General features: G+C 60.7%; 15 protein-coding genes. 6 read left to right on the forward strand and 9 right to left on the reverse strand.

Translation table 11 applies throughout. The features are described from left to right. Positions 1 to 3: 3 nt before the first annotated feature. Positions 4 to 702, forward strand: a complete 699-nt coding sequence (locus VEZ38_RS04130; RefSeq protein WP_324892077.1) for a FadR/GntR family transcriptional regulator — start codon at positions 4 to 6, stop codon at positions 700 to 702. 95 nt (positions 703 to 797) lie between these two features. Beyond that, positions 798 to 1,736 (forward strand): M15 family metallopeptidase, encoded by a 939-nt coding sequence (locus VEZ38_RS04135; RefSeq protein ID WP_324892078.1) that lies wholly within the window; start codon positions 798 to 800, stop codon positions 1,734 to 1,736. A gap of 267 nt (positions 1,737 to 2,003) precedes the next feature. Here VEZ38_RS04135 and VEZ38_RS04140 read toward each other — a convergent pair whose 3' ends face one another. Together VEZ38_RS04140 and VEZ38_RS04145 are read right to left on the reverse strand one after the other, a co-directional pair. Next, positions 2,004 to 2,444: a polymer-forming cytoskeletal protein gene (locus VEZ38_RS04140; RefSeq protein WP_324892079.1), complete on the reverse strand. Its 441-nt coding sequence runs from the start codon at positions 2,442 to 2,444 to the stop codon at positions 2,004 to 2,006. 7 nt (positions 2,445 to 2,451) lie between these two features. After that, positions 2,452 to 3,507 carry a M23 family metallopeptidase gene (locus VEZ38_RS04145; RefSeq protein ID WP_324892080.1) on the reverse strand — a complete coding sequence of 352 codons (1,056 nt, stop codon included), beginning with the start codon at positions 3,505 to 3,507 and terminating at the stop codon, positions 2,452 to 2,454. Between the two features lie 245 nt (positions 3,508 to 3,752). Here VEZ38_RS04145 and cls point away from each other — a divergent pair, with 245 nt between their 5' ends. Next, entirely contained in the window at positions 3,753 to 5,186 is a 1,434-nt protein-coding gene (cls, locus tag VEZ38_RS04150; protein ID WP_324892081.1) for a cardiolipin synthase, read from the forward strand. A gap of 6 nt (positions 5,187 to 5,192) precedes the next feature. On the opposite strand, the gene ligD is transcribed toward cls, so the two are convergent. The 7 genes from ligD to VEZ38_RS04185 form a co-directional block, all read right to left on the reverse strand. Then, positions 5,193 to 6,104: a non-homologous end-joining DNA ligase gene (gene ligD, locus VEZ38_RS04155; protein WP_324892082.1), complete on the reverse strand. Its 912-nt coding sequence runs from the start codon at positions 6,102 to 6,104 to the stop codon at positions 5,193 to 5,195. 66 nt (positions 6,105 to 6,170) lie between these two features. After that, positions 6,171 to 7,058, reverse strand: a complete 888-nt coding sequence (locus VEZ38_RS04160) for a YitT family protein (protein WP_324892092.1) — start codon at positions 7,056 to 7,058, stop codon at positions 6,171 to 6,173. 20 nt (positions 7,059 to 7,078) lie between these two features. Beyond that, positions 7,079 to 7,306 carry a hypothetical protein gene (locus VEZ38_RS04165; RefSeq protein ID WP_324892083.1) on the reverse strand — a complete coding sequence of 76 codons (228 nt, stop codon included), beginning with the start codon at positions 7,304 to 7,306 and terminating at the stop codon, positions 7,079 to 7,081. Positions 7,307 to 7,414: 108 nt separating this feature from the next. After that, the gene (locus tag VEZ38_RS04170) at positions 7,415 to 8,734 is read right to left on the reverse strand and encodes a hemolysin family protein (RefSeq protein ID WP_324892084.1); all 1,320 of its coding nucleotides are present in this window, start codon (positions 8,732 to 8,734) and stop codon (positions 7,415 to 7,417) included. Between the two features lie 203 nt (positions 8,735 to 8,937). Then, the gene (locus tag VEZ38_RS04175; RefSeq protein ID WP_324892085.1) at positions 8,938 to 9,909 is read right to left on the reverse strand and encodes a DNA ligase; all 972 of its coding nucleotides are present in this window, start codon (positions 9,907 to 9,909) and stop codon (positions 8,938 to 8,940) included. Between the two features lie 26 nt (positions 9,910 to 9,935). Continuing rightward, complete coding sequence (locus VEZ38_RS04180) at positions 9,936 to 10,583, reverse strand: GAF domain-containing protein (protein ID WP_324892086.1); 648 nt, start codon at positions 10,581 to 10,583, stop codon at positions 9,936 to 9,938. 10 nt (positions 10,584 to 10,593) lie between these two features. Next, the gene (locus VEZ38_RS04185; protein WP_324892087.1) at positions 10,594 to 10,956 is read right to left on the reverse strand and encodes a helix-turn-helix transcriptional regulator; all 363 of its coding nucleotides are present in this window, start codon (positions 10,954 to 10,956) and stop codon (positions 10,594 to 10,596) included. Positions 10,957 to 11,117: 161 nt separating this feature from the next. Here VEZ38_RS04185 and VEZ38_RS04190 point away from each other — a divergent pair, with 161 nt between their 5' ends. The 3 genes from VEZ38_RS04190 to VEZ38_RS04200 are packed head-to-tail and all read left to right on the forward strand — an operon-like array spanning position 11,118 to position 17,983. Next, positions 11,118 to 13,946 carry an ATP-binding protein gene (locus VEZ38_RS04190; RefSeq protein ID WP_324892088.1) on the forward strand — a complete coding sequence of 943 codons (2,829 nt, stop codon included), beginning with the start codon at positions 11,118 to 11,120 and terminating at the stop codon, positions 13,944 to 13,946. Between the two features lie 25 nt (positions 13,947 to 13,971). After that, a complete protein-coding gene (locus VEZ38_RS04195; RefSeq protein WP_324892089.1) occupies positions 13,972 to 16,113 on the forward strand; it encodes an EAL domain-containing response regulator in 2,142 nt (713 codons plus the stop codon). 7 nt (positions 16,114 to 16,120) lie between these two features. After that, positions 16,121 to 17,983, forward strand: coding sequence for a flagellar assembly protein A (locus tag VEZ38_RS04200; protein ID WP_324892090.1), 1,863 nt, complete (start codon positions 16,121 to 16,123; stop codon positions 17,981 to 17,983). Positions 17,984 to 18,086 lie beyond the last annotated feature (103 nt).

An 18,086-nucleotide genomic window follows, 5' to 3' on the forward strand; every position in this document is an offset into this window, starting at 1 on the left:
CCGATGGACGTCTCGAAGCTGTCGAAGCGCAATCACTACGAGCATATCACCGAGGAGCTGAAGCGGCTCATCGCGGACGGCGAGCTCCGCCCGGGCGATAAGCTGCCGTCGACGAAGGAGCTGAGCGAGCGGTTCGGCGTCGGCCGCTCGACGATGCGCGAGGCGCTGAGCGCGCTGAAGGCGATGGGGCTCATCGACGTGCGGCAAGGGGGCGCGAGCACGGTGCTCGCCGCTCCGCCGCCCGCAGGGCTGGAGGGGCTGCGGCTGAACCGGCAGACGATTCTGGACCTGCTGGAGGCGCGGCTGCCGTTCGAGGTGACGAATGCGGGCCTCGCGGCGCGCAAGCGGACGGACGAGGACGTCGCGGCGTTCCGGGCGATTCTTGCGGAGATGGAGGCGTCGCTCGGCGACGAAGCGGAGGGAGAGCGCACCGATCTCGCGTTCCACCGGCAGCTGGCGGCGGCGACGCACAACTCGGTGCTGCTGACGCTGTTCGAGGCGGTGTCGTCGCAGATGGAGCTGGCGATTCGCGAGACGCGCCGGGCCGAACTGTACGCGAACCGCCCGGTCGCCGGTCGGCTGTATCAGGAGCACGCCGCGATCTATCAGGCGGTGTCGGCCGGGGACGCCGCGGGCGCGGAGGCGCGCATGCGCGAGCATCTCCAGCATGTGGAGCGCATCATCCTGAAACATCTTCGGTAAGTTCGCCGTCTATTCAATAAAATGTCGCGCTTCGGCAATACTCAGGTGTATACTGAGCTTCGGAGCGCGCAGGATAGAAGAGGAGTGGACTTTCCTTGAAGATATTGTTGAGAGTTGCGTTGCTGCTGGGCATCGGCGCCGCCGGATTCGTGACGGTACAAGCCGTGCTGACGGAGCCGGGCGCGACGGTCGTCGCCGATCCGGCGGCGCCTTCGGACAAGCCTTCGGCGACGGCGCCCGGCTTGCCGGACGCGGCGGCGGGGGGCGAGGGCGAACCGGCCGGCGAGAACGCGCCGGTCGAGGCGTCGCCGCCGGGCGACAGCGAGCCCGCGTCGGGAACGCCGAAAGCCGAGCCCGCGGAGGCGGAGGCGCCGGCGGACCGGCCGTCGACGGAGCCCCGGGAGGCGCCGGGTGTCGGCTCGGGCGCGGCGGGTACGGTCGACCCGGCGTCGGCCGAGGCGAAGGCGGCGATTCTGCTCGTCAATAAGCAGAACTCGCTCGACGCGTCGTACAAGCCGGACGACCTCGTCGTGCCGGACGTGAAGTTTTCGTTCGACGGCGATAACCCGAAGAAGCAACTGCAGCGCGTCGCCGCGGAAGCGCTCGAGCGGCTGTTCGCCGCGGCGGAGAAGGACGGCATCGAGCTGCGCGCCGTGTCCGGCTACCGCTCGTACGCGACGCAGAAGGCGATCTTCGAACGCAACGCGAAGCTCAAGGGCGAGGCGGAGGCGAATCGGACGAGCGCCTACCCGGGCCAGAGCGAGCACCAGACGGGCCTTGCCATGGACGTGTCGGCGGCCAGCGTCAACTACGCGCTGGAGGAAGCGTTCGGCGAAACCGTCGAGGGCATCTGGCTGGCGGAGCATGCGGCCGAGTTCGGCTTTATTATCCGCTACCCGCAGGAAAAGGAAGACATAACGGGCTACAAGTACGAGCCGTGGCATCTGCGCTACGTCGGCGTCGACGTCGCCGAATACGTCACCGCGCAAGGACTCACGCTCGAGGAATATGTGGGCGAGCCGAAGAAGGAGTAAGCTGCGGGGGTGTCCGTCGAGCGACGGGCCCCCTTAGGTGCAAAAAATACAGTTATTTATGTGGATCAAGCCTTCCTGGGATACTGTAGCTGCAAAAAATGTGTATTTTTGTAGTTGATAAACGCTTACATGACCGCTCGGAAGAAAAATAACTGCATTTTGCTGTTCGCCGTCATACACGGCTGCCCGAAGGGGGAATAGCTGCACTTTTTGCAGTTGATGCGAGAAGGCGCGGGGCATCGGCCCCGCGCCTTCTCGCGCCTACATTTACACCGCGGTCGAGCCGACGCCGCCGTTCTGGGCGTAGCCGCCCGGCTGGACGTCTTGCGCCTTGTCGGTCGCTTTGCCGTCGGCGGCGGCCGTCTTGCCCTCCATCTTGCTGGCGCCCTGGAAGACGGCGCCTTCGGCGATGACGAGGGAGTGCGCGGACAGGTTGCCGTACAGTCGTCCGGTGGCGGTCAGCGTCAGCGTGCCGCGGGTCGTAATGTCGCCTTGCACGACGCCGGCGACGACGACGTTGCGCGCGGCGATGTTCGATTGCGCTTTCCCGTTCTCGCCGATCGTGACGTCGCCGCCGCACTCGATATCGCCGATCATCCGGCCTTCGATGCGCAGGCTCGCCTGCGACTTGATGTTGCCTTCGAACACGCTGCCTTCTCCGATCAGCGTATCGGTTTCGCCGACGTCGACGCGTCCCTTCTTAAACATTGTCCGCTCATCCTTCCTGATGCTGAATATACGGCTTCGGATTGACCGGCTCGCCGTTCTTATGTACCTCGTAATGAAGATGCGGCCCCGTGCTGCGGCCCGTCGAGCCGAGCGTGCCGATCTTCTCGCCCTTCTTCACGTTCTGTCCTTTCTTCACCAACGTCTTCGACAGATGCATATACACCGTCTCGAGTCCGTTGCCGTGCTTCAGGTAAATGTAATTCCCCATCGCCCGATCGTAGCCGGTGGCCGTCACGCTGCCGTCGGCGGTCGCGAAGATCGGGTCGCCCTTGCTGCCGCCGAAGTCGATGCCCCGATGATAAGCGGTGCGCCGGGTGAACGGATCGCGCCGGTACCCGAAGAGGGACGTGATCTGCGTCGAGGTCGTCGGATAGATCGACGGCGTGATGCGGCGCAGGTAGGCGAGCTTCTCCGCTTCTTGCAGCGCCTGCTGCAGCGCGCCCTCGAGCCGGTCGGCCTCGAGCGACATCGCCTCGAACGAGTGCTGCGTCGTCTCGGACAGGCGGAGCGCCGCTTCGGTATCCACGGGGACATACTGGCCGCCGACGCCCGGTGCGCCGGCTTCCGCGGAGAGGGTCATGACGCGGGCGCCCGCCGGGTCAGCCGCGCTCGCCGTCGCCATCGCCGCCGGTTCGTTCGGCGCGGCTTCCGCGGTCGGCCTCGAGACGCCGCCGTCCTCCTCCGTGAGCGACAAAATTTCGCGCTCCAGGGATTCCAGCTCGGCCATCTTCTCGGCGAACGTCTCCGCTTGCTGCGAGAGCCGCACGAGCTCGTCCTGCAGTCTCGCGATTTCCGCATCCTTCGACTCGACGGCTTGCGCGTGCGCGGCCGCCTGGGCGGCTCGCTCCGCTTGCAGCGCGCCCGTCTCCTGCAGCGCGGCGGATTGGGTCGCGGCGAGCGACGCCGCCGCGATCGCGAGCGCCGCGGTCATGCAAGGAACGGCGTAGAGCAACGCCACCGGCACGCGCAATCGGCGCACCTGGCGGTTCGCCTCGGGGATGATCAGGAACGTAAGCTTCTTCGTGAATCGTTCGGGAATCATAACGTCTCCTTCGCTTGCGAGAATCGGATCGTTCCAACGCCGGAACTTAGTATGGACGATTTTGGGTTTTGAACGCTTAGAAATATTCGCCAAATTTCGACGTTTTCCTGCCTCCCGGCCGAAAAGGGGCAAAGGAACATGCTGGAGGGGGCGGAACTTGTCGATCGAAGGGGCGAAGCGGAGGGCGGGAATGCCCCTGCGAAATCGTGGAAATACTAATCGGTATGCCCGGGGGTGAATACATCATGATTTGGCTCACGATTGCGCTGCTTCTGTTCATTTTCCAAATCGCCACGATTCTCGTCGCCGAATTTCGGAGGCCGTCGAAGGGAATCGCTTGGCTCACGATCACGTTCTTTCTTCCGATCGTCGGATTTCTCGTGTATTACTTTATCGCTAGGGAATACCGTCAGCGGACCATGGTGAAGCGAAGGGAGCGCGAGACGGCGGAGGAGGCCAGCCGCCACCCGCTGCCGCAAATTCATCGGCTCATGCGGGCGGAGGCGTTCCCGAACCCGGCGCTGCGGGAGGAAAGCCGATTTTTCGGGCTCTTAAACAGCTTCCCGGATGCGGCGATCACGACGCGCAACGACACCACGGTACTCGCCTCCGCGCAAGAGACGTATCGGGTGATGCTGCAGGACATCGAACGGGCGACGGACCACATTCACATGCTTTATTACATATGGAACGACGACGTATGGGGGAAGCGATTCCACGATGCGCTTATCCGGAAGGCTCTGGAGGGCGTCGAGGTGCGGATCATCTACGACGGCATCGGCGCCTATTCGACGCCTAGGGGCTTCTGGGACGGACTTCGGGCGACGGGCGGCCATGTGCATTGCTTTCTTCCGGCGTTCATCGCCTTGTTCGACAAGCGGCTGAATTACCGCAACCATCGGAAGATCACCGTCGTCGACGGCAAGGTCGGGTACGTCGGGGGCATCAACATCGGCGACGAATACACAGGAACGGATAAGAAGCTGGGCTACTGGCGGGACACGTCGGTCCGGCTGATGGGCGATGCCGTGCTCGAGCTGCAGCGCTGTTTTCTAAGGGATTGGCAGTTCGTGTGCGGGGAGCGCTTGCCGTACTCGACGCAATATTTCCCCCGCCACGAGGTGTCGGCGACGGATACGGTGCAGATCGTGCCCAGCGGACCGGACTCGAGCTGGAATACGATTTTGGAGATGTATTTCGGGGCGTTCGGCACCGCGAGGCAGCGAATTTACGTGACCACCCCGTACCTGATCCCGGACCAAAGCTTGTTGATGTCGCTGAAGACGGCCGCGCTGTCGGGCGTGGACGTGCGCGTCGTCATTCCGGGCGTCGCGGACTCGAAGCTGACGCTATGGGCTTCGCTCTCCTACGTCGAGGAGCTGCTGCAGACGGGCGTTCGCGTCTATCGCTACCGCAAGGGCTTCATGCACGCGAAGACGGTCATCGTAGACGACCACTTCGCCTCGACCGGGACGGCGAACATGGATCTGCGCAGCTTCTTCAGCAACTTCGAAATTAACGCGGCGTTCTTCGACGAGCGAATCGTGCACCGGTTCGCCAGCGACCTCTTGCTGGACATCGCCGACAGCGAAGAAATTCGGCTCCCGGCCTTCGCTATGAGGGGGAGGCTGCAGAGAGGGAAAGAGACGATCGGCAGGCTCCTGGCCCCCCTGCTGTAGCGCCGGTTACCGCAGCCCGGAGAGCACGTGGTCGAGCGACTGCGGGGGGACGCGCCGGATGAGGTCGCCGTGCGCGGCGAGGCGCGCTTCGATGTTGCGCAGATGAAAATCCGAAGGCTTCACCCGAGGGTGAAGCTCGTCGTAGAAGAGCGGCGTCGAGACGGACGCCGCCCGCTTCGCGCGCGGGGTGTACGGCGCCGACAGCGTCTTGCCGTGCCAATGCTGCAAGTAGTCGAAGTAAATGAGCGTCCCGCGATCCTTCTTCAGCCGCTCGACGGTGAACAGCTTCGGATGCGCCTGCACCAAGTATTCCGCTAAAAATTTGCCGACGGCGCGCAGCTGCTCGAACGTGTACCCGCGGCGAATCGGCACGTAAATTTGAACGCCCGTCGCGCCGGACGTCTTCGCGACGCTTTGGATGCGGAGCGAGGCGAGCAGATCGACGACGATTTTCGCGGCCTCCATAATGCGAGGCTCCTCCTCGAGCGTCGGATCGATGTCGATCAGCCATTCCGCCGGCAGCTCGTCCCCGATATAATGCAGCGACGGGTGAAACTCCAAGCAGGCCAAATTGCCCAGCCACACGAGCGTCGGCAAGGAATCGAGCACGATATAGCGAATATCGCCGAACGTCGCCGTCTTGACGAATTCGGGGGCGCCCTTCGGACAGTTTTTCTGATAAAACGATTCGCCCTCGACGCCATGCGGCCAACGGATGGTCGTTAAGTACCGATTCGACGTGTAGGACAATAGGTAAGGGGATAACGCGATGAGCCGGTCCAGAAATTCCAGCTTCGTAATTCCCGGCTCGGGCCAGAGCGGCTTGTTCGGATTCGTCACGGTCAGCTCGTGGCCGTCGATGACGACGAAGCCTTTTTGCGTCTTGGCGGGGGGACTCGCAGCGTATGTGGGGCTCACAAGGGAAAACCTCCTTCGCGGTTCCGGCGCGTTTTCCCTAGTATGAGCGTTTCGGGGCCGTCTGACTCAGTGAATGTCTTTCTTCTTGAAGCGTCCGCCCTTCACGTCGTGAATGTTGCCGACGGCCAGGAACGCGGCGGGATCCCGCTCCTCCACGATCGATTTCAGCTTCGCTTCCTCAAGACGGGTAATGACGCAGAAAATGACCTTCTTCGCGCCGCCGGTAAACCCGCCTTCGCCGTTCAGATACGTGACGCCCCGGCCGAGGCGGTGCATGATCGCATCGCCGATGACCTCGGCGTTCTCGCTGATGATCCAGACCGCCTTCGACTCGTCGAAGCCTTCGATCGTAATGTCGATCATCTTGAAGGCGATGTAATACGCGATCAAGGAATACATGGCGCGGTCCCAGCCGAAGACGAAGCCGGCGCTGCCGAGAATGAAGAAGTTGAAAAACATGACGATCTCGCCGACGCTGAACGCCGATTTCTTGCTGAGCAGAATCGCCACGATTTCCGTGCCGTCGAGCGAGCCTCCGGAGCGGATGACCATCCCGACGCCGATGCCGAGCACGATGCCGCCGAAGACGGCCGCGAGCAGCGGGTCGATCGTGATCGGAGGAATCGGGTGGAGCAGGTACGTTCCTAAAGACATGACCGCGACGGCGTACAGCGTCGACAGCGCGAACGTCTTGCCGATTTGCTTATACCCGAGAAACAAGAACGGCAGGTTGAGCAGCAATAGGAAGATACCGAGCGGAACGTGGGATAAGTGAGACGCGATGATCGAGATGCCGACGATGCCGCCGTCGATAATGTTGTTCGGGACGAGGAAGATTTCGAGTCCCACGGCCATGAAAGCCGCGCCGAGCGTAAGGAAAAGACTTCTTCGGAGCAGCTTCGCCTTCGTCAGCTTGTTATGCTGCGAAGGCGGCTGCGGGGCGGGATTCGTCATTGCGTTCGAGGCGTTCGCGCTCATGGCTTCGTCTCCTCTCCTTTGTCGGATGCGGGCGAGGGCGGCTCGACGGCGAATTCCGAGGACAGCTCGTTCACGATCAAGTCGATCGCGCACAGCTGGCCTCGCAAATAATCGCGGATGCCGGCGTATTCCTCGCGTTCGAGCTGCTGCTTCAGCGTCAACCGACGCAGGGCGAGCGCGGTTAAATAATGCTCGATCTTCGATTTTCGGAACGTCTCGGCCACCGGAGCCATCCCCCTTTCCTAATTCCGTGTAATAACATCCATTGTATACAAACGTATACATTTGTGCAAGAAAAAAACTCCGGCGAATGCCGGAGCTCTCGAATGGATCTACTTTCCTTGCGCGGATTCCGGCTCGAGCGTTTCCGCGAACCGTTTGATATCGACCTTGCGAATGCGATGCTTTTCCTTTTCCAACACCGTAATTTCGATGTCTCCGCTGACGCGCGTCTGTCCGGGCTCGAGGTCGGGCGCCTCGCTGTACACCCATCCGCCGATCGTGTCGACGTCCTCGCTTTCCAAATGCGTGCCGAGCAGCTGGTTGATTTCCGACAGGAGCACCGTGCCGTCCACGATATAGTGAAAGCCTTCCTGCAGCGTCTCGATTTCTTTGCGCTCGTCGGCGTCGAATTCGTCGCGGATTTCCCCGACGATCTCCTCTAGAATGTCTTCGATCGTAATCAGACCCGCGGTGCCGCCGTACTCGTCGACGAGGATGGCGATGTGGACGCGCGCCTGCTGCATCGTCTTCAGCAGCGCCTTGACCGGCGTCGCGTCGGAGACGGTCAGCGCCGGCTGAATGACGCACGTCCAATCGAACTCCGGATTGTTCCGGTACGAGAGAAACAGCTTCTTGGTGTTGACGAAGCCGATGATATTGTCCTTGCTGCCCTGCGCGACCGGGAAGCGGGTATATTGCTCTCGCCAGATGATTTCGATGTTTTCCTGCAGCGATTGCTCGAGATACAGGCACACCATGTCCGTGCGCGGCACCATGATTTCCCTAGCGGTCAACTCGTCGAACGTAAAAATGCGGCTCACGTAGCCGTATTCGGTTTTGTTGATTTTCCCGCTCTCGTAGCTGTCCGTCAGGATAATCCGGATTTCTTCCTCGGAATGCGCTTCTTCGCTTTCGCTCGCGGGCCTCAGGCCGAACATGCGGATGAACCGATTCGCCGAGCCGTTCAGCAGCCAGATGAACGGATACATGAGCTTGTGAAACCAGATGATCGGCACGGCGAACCAAAACGACACCTGCTCGGCCTTCTGGATCGCGAGCGACTTCGGCGCGAGCTCCCCGAGGACGACATGCAGATACGTGATGACGGCGAAGGCGATGAAGAAGCTGAGCAGCTTCGAGACCGATTCGGCGAGTCCGAGGCTTTGGAACAGCGGATGGAGCAGTTCCTCCACGGTCGGCTCGCCCAGCCAGCCGAGGCCGAGCGCGGTGATCGTAATGCCGAGCTGGCAGGCGGATAAGTAGGCGTCCAAGTTAGTTGTCACCTTGCGTACGGCCAGCGCGTTCTTGCGGTTCTCCATGACGAGCTGGTCCACCCGGCTCGATCGCAAGCGGATAATCGCGAATTCCGTCGCGACGAAGAATGCCGTTAACGCGATTAACAGCACAATCCATAAAAGATTAAGTCCCATAACAACCTCACTCCCGATACGAACGCCCGTAGGGTTCGGCGATGCCGGATGATGGTATGTAACGAATAGGTTGCCCCGGAAGCGGGGGTTCGAGTATGCCAATAGTTGTTCCTCCGCTCCGCGGAAGACGGCCCGGACCGCGGACGGAGCAGAGGGAATCGAATAGGGGGAAAAGGGCGGGGAGGAACGAACGAATCCGTTCCTCAGGGGAGGCCGGCGAGCGAGGCGGCGAGAAATCGCTCCAGCGCCGGCGGGTCGGCCAGCTTCGGATGCCGGAGCAGCCCGTCGGCCGTCACCTCCAGTCCCGTGACGGCGATCGGGAACGGACGGTCGAGCCATACGACCGTCTCGCGCTTCAGGTCGGCGGGCGCCCCGCCGCCGAACGGAGCGCCCGCGGCGCGGTGCGCCCCCGCGTAGGCGGCGAGGGCCGCGCGGCTGCGGCCGTTCAGCCCGAGGGAGGCGCGGCCGAAGTACGCGCCATCATAGGTCAGCGCAAGGCTGGCCACCCGGCCGTCGCGGAACGTAATGCCGACGCACAAGGCGTCGTACCGTTGGATCGCTCGCTTCTTGTACGCGTCGCGGTGATGCTTGCCTTCCGCATACGGGGCGGAGAGACGCTTGCTGACGATGCCCTCCCAGCCGCGCTCCTCGACCCAGCGCCAGAGCGCGGGGCCGTCGTCGAATAGGTCCGTCACGAACAAGGACGGGTCGCCGGTCGGCGGGAACGCCTCGCGCAGCCGGGCGTACCGTTCGGCGTAGGGGCGGCTGCGGAGATCTTCGCCGTTCGCCGCCAGCAGATCGAACAGCACGTAGGAGACGGGGCGGGCCGCGGCGCTGGCCGCGCGCGTCGCCGCGGTGCGGGTACGTTCCCGCTGGAGCACCTGCTGGAAGACGGGGCGGCCGAGCGCCGCGTCGAAGACGACGATCTCTCCGTCGAGCACGTACGAGCCTTGCACCTGCTGCAATCTGCGCACGACCTCCGGATACACCTCGTTCTTGCGCAGCAGTTTGCGGGAATACAGCTCGACTAGGCCGTCGTCTTGGACGACCGAGAGGGCGCGGACGCCGTCCCACTTCAGCTGGTAGCCCCAATCCGGCCCTTCCGGAATGTCCTCCCGCGAGATCGGCCCCATCGGCTCCGCCGGCAGGACGAAGGGGGCGCATGGTAACGTCATGGCAACGCAACTCCTCCGGATTATGGTTACATCACGGCGGCCGCCTGAATGAATCGGGCTTTCGCCTGGAGCAGCTTGCTTTCGATGCCCCTCGCCTGGTGTTTAATAAGCATGATTTCGTGCGGGCTCCATACTTTCGGGCGATGCGAATATAAATTCGCATGTCCGATAATGTTCCCTTCGTGCGTGAGGGGGACGGCGCAGAAGGACGAAATGCCCGAGCGGAGCAATTCCCGTCGGTGATTTAACGCCACGACATGCTCGGACGAGTCGACGTCGTCGATCGGCAGCACGCCGTTCACGTATACCGGGGTATCGCCAAGGACGATGTCGGGGATCGCGGATAATCCGTTCGCATATTCCGTGTAACCGGGCGGAACGTTCGGTCCGCCCCCGGACCATAGTCGCTTCGCGGGAGCGTCGTAAAAATAAACGCCCATCGATACGTCTCGAGCCGGAAACAGCCGCTCCGCGGCGAGGCAAAATCGATTCAAAAGCAGCTTCGTCTCGATATAGATATATTGCTCCGCGCCGATCAGTTCCTCACGATACAACCGAAGGAGATGATTGGAAATGTCCGCGTCTTGCGAATTGATCGCTCCTGTCATTCCTAGTAGGCGACGGGTCTCCTTCGTCAGTCGATGGTGACGAAGGGAAGCGATGATGGTTTGCATTCGGGATCCCTCATTTCGGCAGCGCCTTGGGGCCGGCATCGGTTCCGGCGGACGTCTGCGTTTTTTGCAGCAGGGACAACACGAGTTCAAGCTCCTCCTCCGTCAGCGGCTCCCCTTTCCAATGGAAGCCTCCGGCCGGCCGAACGGTTTTCTTCGGCGCCGGGTCGAGGAGATCGGTCAACCCGAGCAAATAGTCCGACGACACGTTGCATACCCGGGCGATGGAAGCGACGATCCGGAGCGAGGGCTCGCGGTCTCCGTTCTCGTAGCCGGCGATCGTGCTCTTGGCGACTCCGATGCGCCGGCCGAGCTCGGGCATCGTCATGCGGTTCTTCTTTCGGATTTCTTTCAGCCTAGACGCAAAGACGGACATCTGGAACTCTCCCTAAAAAATTAAATTGATAACGAAGAGCGGCAGGGAATATAATTGGAGAAAGTTCGCGAATCGCGAACGATGCTGTCGAAAAATTGGGACAATTGTCCCGATCAGGTTTCGCACGAACTATATTTTATCCGGTAGGGAAGGAACTTACTATGAAGATTGGCGCAAGGCTATTTATTGGGTACGGTTCGGTTGCGATTTGCCTGCTATTATTGACGGTCATCGCGCTGGGAAGCGTGGCTCACTTCCATGACATGGCGAAGCGGGTCACGGAATCGGAATACCCGAAGACGACGACGGCCGCCGCGATCGAGCACGATTTGAGTATTATAGCACGAAGCATGCGGAACTACATCCTAGCGAAATCCGAGGCGGTGAAGGAAGCGGAGCTGCGGAAGATGGCGGCGGCGCAGGAATCCGCGGTTCGCTGGTTTACGGAGATGGAGCGATTGGCCAATGATTCGCAGACGGCTGTGGCGGTTTCCGAGATTCGCCGTACAGGGGGAGCCTACCTCGCCTTCCAGCAACGGGTTATGGAACTGGCGACGTCGGGACGAACCGACGAAGCGTCGATCTTGCTGACGGAAGAAGCGTCGCAGCATCAAGATCCATTGTTCGCCGCCATCGACCGCTTGACCGAATCGAGCCGGTACTCGATGCAGGAAGCTTCAAGAACGTTGGAGGAGGAATATCGGGATACCGCGGGCGGGATCGTCATATTGGCGGCGGTCATCTTGCTGCTCGGCAGCTTGATCACGTTCTTCTTTACGCGTTCGATCGCGAGAAATATGCGGCGCGTGTCGCTCGTCATGAACGAGTACGCCGCGGGAGACATGGATTCTTCGGTACGGGTTCCCTACGCCGCTCAAGACGAAATCGGCCTCGTCGCGCAATCGTTCAATCGGATGGCGGATACGCTGCAGGAGCGGTACAACGAATCTCGAACGTTGTCGCTCAAAAACGAAGAAAATTTATGGATTCATACGCATCTAGATCGGATCATCGGCGAATTGCAGCAATCGGATCACGTGAAAGATTTGTCGGAGCGGCTGATCCGCGAGCTGACGCCTGCCATCGGCGCGAACTGCGGAGTAGTTTACGTCTCGGCCGCGGACGACGAACGGTACGAGCTGACCGCGACGCATGCGGTTCCCGAGGAATCCGTTCCGTTGCTGAAGCGGGTGCTGGTTCCGGGGGACGGGCTTGCCGGCGACGCGATCCGTACCGGGAAGAGGCAAGTGCTGGACGGGGTCGAGGCCCGGGAGCTCCGAATTACGACCGGCTTGATCGAGCGAACCGCGGCCGCGGTATATCTGTTTCCGATCCAAAGCGCCTCCGCCGTGGAGGGGCTGCTGGAAATCGCGGTGCGCTCCCCGTTGTCGGACAAGCAGGACGCGTTGCTTCAGCAGCTTTGCCCGCGCGCAGGCATGTTGTTCAATAAGGCGAAAAATCAACAGCGGATCGCCTCGCTGCTCGTAAAATCGCAACACTTAACCGAGGAGCTTCAGCAATACGCGGAAGAGTTGAGGGCGCAGCAGGAAGAACTAATGCAAACGAACGCGGAGCTCGAGGAACAAACCGCGGCGCTTCAGCAATCGGAGAAACAGCTGCAAGAGAAGCAGGCCCAGCTCGAGGATTTGAATGCGGATTTGGAAGAAAAGGCCGAGGAAGCGGCCAAAGCGAAGAAAAACCTGGAAGCGCATGCACAACAGCTGCTAACGGCTTCCACGTACAAATCGGAGTTTCTGGCCAATATGTCGCATGAGCTGCGAACGCCGCTGAACAGCATGTTGATTCTGGCGAAGCTGCTATCCGAAAACAAGGACGGCAATTTGACGGAAAAGCAGGTCGAATTCGCGAATACGATGTACTCTTCGGGCAACGACTTACTAGCGCTCATCAATCAAATTTTAGACTTGGCGAGCATCGAGTCGGGGAAGATGCAAATGCAGACGGAACGAATTTCGATCCGCGACATCGAGGCGTTCATAAGAAAAAATTTCGGGCCGCTCGCGCAACAGAAGGGCGTGGAGCTTCGCCTCGACGTCGCCGACGGACTCCCCGAATCGATTCGCACCGATCCGTTGCGTTTGCAGCAAATTCTGCGAAACTTGTTGTCCAACGCGTTCAAATTTACGGATCGCGGCAGCGTGACTTGCTCGATCCGGACGACGAAGCGGGAGGACGGCGTCCCGCGGATCGCGTTCGCTGTCGCGGATACCGGCATCGGCATCCCGAAGGAGAAGCAGGAGAGCGTCTTCGAGGCATTCGTACAAATCGACGGATCGATTCGGCGAAAGTACGGGGGGACGGGGCTGGGGCTGTCGATCTCCCGGGAGCTGGCCGGCTTGCTGGGCGGCGAAATTACTTTGGAGAGCGAGCCGGGCGCGGGAAGCGTATTTACGTTCGAGCTGCCTGTCGAGGCGGAGCCGTTCGAGCAGCGGCGGCGGGAAGAGCTGTCGCCGCCCGAAACGCGGTCCGACTCGTTCGGACAAGCTTCCGGCGCGGCGCCGGTAGTTGACGTGGCGCAAGCGCAACAAGCAGCGGTCCAAGCAGCGGCCCGCCCGGCGCCTCCCGAGAAGCGAGTCGCCGAATTCGCCGGCCGCACGATCCTCGTCGTGGACGACGACATTCGGAACGTGATCGCGATCTCGGCCCGGTTGGAGTCTTACGGCATTCAAGTGTTGTTCGCGGAGGACGGTTCGGTCGCGATTCAAACGCTGCAAAATCATCCGGACATCGATCTCGTACTCATGGATGTCATGATGCCGGTGATGGACGGGTACGAAGCGATTCGAAGCATTCGGAGCATGCCGCAGTATGCGGCGCTCCCGATCATCACCGTGACCGCGAAAGCGATGAAGCGGGACCGGGAAGCGAGCATCGAAGCCGGAGCGTCCGACTATCTCGTCAAGCCGGTCGATTCGGACAAGTTATTGGCGTTGCTGCGCGTCTGGTTGAGCGCGAAGCCGAAAAAGTAACGTTTTCCAAGGGAAGGAGAAAGTCATGAACGTTACGTCTGGCGAGAAAATCAATGTGTTGCTTGTGGACGACCGTCCCGAGAATTTGGTTGCTTTGGATGCCCTGCTATCATCTAAATACGTTTCCTTATATAAATGCGATTCCGGCGAAGCCGCGTTACGGCAAATTCTTCGGGAGGATTTCGCCCTGATTTTGCTCGACGTCCAGATGCCGGGCATCGACGGGTACGAGACGGCCAAGCTCATTAAAGCCCGCGATCGCAGCCGACATACGCCGATTATTTTTATTACCGCAATTAACCAGGATCCGGAGCACGTCCATTTCGGATATACGCTCGGCGCGATCGATTATATTTTTAAGCCGTTCGACCCCGACGTGCTGAAGTCTAAAGTCGACAGCTTTATCGAGATGCATCTGAACGGGAAACGGCTGCTGGAGCAGACGAAGCTGTTAAACGAGAAAACGAAGGAACTGGAGCTGGCCAACGGCCGGCTGCTTCGTCTCGCTTCCGATCTGCAGCGGGCGGAAGCGATGGCGAAGGTCATCGGAGAGACGTCGCTGGATACGATGATTACGTTCGACGATCAAGGCGTCGTCACGTCGGTGAATCCCGCCGTGCGGCGGATGTTCGGGTACGCGCAGGAGGAGCTGCTGGGGTCGAGCGTCGAGCGCCTGTTCCGCCAATCGATTTTCCAAGAGTATCTCCAAGACGCGGACGGCGGCGATCGCCGCGGCCACATCTTCGAGCTGGAGGCGCTCGCGAGCGGCGGCGTGTCGTTCCCGGCCGAAATTCAAATTCATAAGACGCAGGTAGAGGAGCGTCTGCTGTACGCCTGCACGATCCGGGACATCACGGAACGGAAAGCGCAGATGGCCAAGCTCCGGTATATGGCGATGCACGATACGCTGACGGGGCTGCCGAACCGTACGCGTCTGTACGAGGAGATTCGCTCGTTGCAAGGGAAGCCGTTCGCGCTGCTCATGTTCGATCTGAATCACTTTAAGACGATCAACGATACGCTGGGACACTCGTACGGCGACGAATTTCTGCGCACGATCAGCCGCGAGCTGCGCAGCCTGGAGCATCAAGGGGCGCTCGTCGCGAGACTCGGCGGCGACGAATTCGCGGCGCTGCTGCCATCCGTCGGCTCCGAGGAATCGGCGGACGTCGCGCGAACGATCGTTCAATCCATAGAGCAGCCGAGAGTGATTCACGGCGTGACCTTGGCGGTCGGCGTCAGCATGGGCATCGCCCTCAGTCCCGAGCACGGGGAAGAGCCGGACGAGTTAATGCGCTGCGTCGATGTCGCGATGTACCAGGCCAAGCGGCGAGGCATGGATTTCGCGTTATACGACAGACAGTCCGACGAGAACGACCCTTATTATTTAACGCTGATGGGCGATTTGCGGGGAGCGATCGAGAAGGGGCAGTTCCGACTGCATTACCAGCCGAAAATTCGCCTCCGAACCGGCGAGCTTACCGGCGTGGAAGCGTTAATCCGGTGGGAACATCCGGAGCACGGCATGATCGCTCCCTCCGACTTCATCCCGCTCGCGGAGCAAGTCGGCATGATTCATCCGTTGACGTGCTGGGTACTGGAAGAAGCGATCCGGCAATGCAAAGAATGGGAAAGCCGGGGCGTCGATCTGAGCGTCGCCGTAAATTTATCGGTCCGAAGCCTTCAGGATCAAGATTTTCCGGAGCTGGTGTCCAGGTTGCTCCGGTCCTACGATCTCAAAGAATGCAAGCTTCAGCTGGAAATTACGGAAAGCTTTCTCATGACCGATACGATTCGCGCGATGGTGATCTTAGAGGAGCTGAAGTCGAGAGGCGTAAAGCTGGCGATCGACGATTTCGGCACAGGCTTCTCCTCGCTCGCGTATTTGAAGCAGCTGCCGGTCTCGCAGGTGAAGATCGATAAATCGTTCGTCCTGCAGATGGCCGACGACAACGACAATGCCGTTATCGTTCGATCGATCATTCAGCTCGCGCACAATCTCCGAATGGGCGTCGTCGCGGAAGGCGTAGAAGACGAGCGCGCATGGAACACGCTGCTGGACTGGGGCTGCGACGAAGCGCAAGGCTTCTATATTTCGCGCCCTCTGCCGGCGGATCCATTGGAAAGGTGGCTGCAAAGCGAATGCGACGGAAGCCGATGGAAGTGATGCAAGCATGAACGATCGCGGCATGACGGACGAAGAGCTGCTGCGGATGATCCGTTACCTCGGCGAGGGTCGGTCGGCAGAGGCCGCATGGGAGGAAGATCGCCAAGAGGCGTCCGCGGGAGAGGGCAGTCGGGCGGCAGTCGTCAACGGGGACATATCGATTCATTACGATGAAGCGTATTTGCCCGGGGACGTCGCGGTAGAGGGAGTGCCGCCCGTCCGGCTGTTCGTGAACGGCGTGCCGGTCGACGGCAAGACGCCTCTTCAGAAGGGGGATCGGGTGACCTGGCGGATCGAGGAGCCGCCATTGTTCGAGATCGACGTTACGCCGGACGGGCTTCGAGCGTTTCTGCGCGTCCGCAAGCGCACGAGGGGCAGATGGAAGCTGAAAGAGACGGGACCTGCCGCCCGGTTATCGGTGGAAGGCGTCGAGGATGAGGGGAATATCGTCGAGACGTTGTCCAGCGCCGCCGTCATCGCGAAAATCCAGGAGCTCGGCATCGCCTATAATTTAAGCCTTCCTGCGATCGTTCGAGAGGTTTCCGCCCCTTCCTTCGAGCCCGTCTTGATCGCGCAGGGGATCGAGCCGGTACCGTCCAAGGACGCGGAGCTGACGCTCTTCTTCTCGGAGAAGGTGGAGAGCGTATTCCGCGAGCTTGGCGGCGCCATCGACTTCAAAAACCACCTGCGCATCCCGCAGGCGAGCGCCGGCGACCGAATCGCCGTGCGTACCGCGCCCGTGCCGGGCCGAAGCGGCAGGAACGTGTACAATCAACCGATCTTGCCCGAGCCGCCCGCCGATATCCCGATTCGCGCCGGACGGCATGTCGACATTACGGCCTCCGGGGAAGTGTTCGCGCGGAAAGCCGGCCGTCCGAAGATGTCGGGGGAGCACGCGAAGCGGTTCGAGATTACGACGGAGCATGTCATTTACGGCGACGTCGATTTGAGCAGCGGCAATATTTTGTTTTCCGGGGACGTCGTCGTATACGGCAACGTGTTGGAAGGCATGATCATCGAGTCGCTCGGCAACGTATACGTCTTCGGGAATGTGTACGGCTCCTCGATCGCGGCGACGGGAAGCATCTACATTCACGGGAACGCGACGAACAGCTCGCTGTACTCCGGTTACTTCGGCGTCGTATACAATCGGTTATACTCGCAGACGAAAGCGTTAAGCGAACAATTGGAGCAGGTCGTCTCTGCGGCGGCGCAGCTCGCGCGGATCGTGCGGGAGAAGGGGAGGACCGCCCAAATCGGGCAAATCGTCGCTACGCTCGTGCAAACCAAGTATGCCGGCTTGCCGGACGCGGTCCGGGAGGCGTTGTCGACGGTTTCGCAAATTCGGAAGTTGGAAACCGAGGAATGGGCCGACTTGCGAAGGCACTTGGAGGCGTTCGCGAATGCCCGAGATTTTCTGGCGCTGGATGCCTTGGAGCCCTTGCAGCGTCTCGCGGCGTTGACGAAGGAATCGTTCGAGACGATCGAGCTTATGCAGGAGGCGAACGTCGCGATCGAATTCGCGCAATGCAACGGTTCGACGATCAAGTCGAACGGGGATATCGTCGTGACGAACGAAGGAACGTTCCAAAGCCGGCTGTTCGCGCGAAACTGCATCGTGTATAAAGGCGCATATGCCGTCTGCCGAGGCGGGGAGCTGGAGGCCGGAGGGATGATCTCGTTAATGTCCGTCGGCGGCCAGAGCGGCGGCGAAGCCGTCATCCGGTCGAACAAACGAATTTCCGCGCATCGCATTTATATGGCCAAGCTTTGCATCGGCCGCACCGAAGAATACATTCATCGGCCGATTCAAAACGTCAACGCCTACGTCACGAGAGGGCGGTTGATCGTGGAAGGCGAAGCGATGTAAAAGGAAGAAGGATTGTCCCGGACGCTGTTCGCGTACCGGGGACAATCCTTCTTTTATTTTTCGGAATCCATTCAGCTCCGGCCGTCCGGGCTTTCCGGGGAGG

The organism is Paenibacillus sp. (genome assembly GCF_035645235.1).
Taxonomy (GTDB): domain Bacteria; phylum Bacillota; class Bacilli; order Paenibacillales; family YIM-B00363; genus Paenibacillus_AE.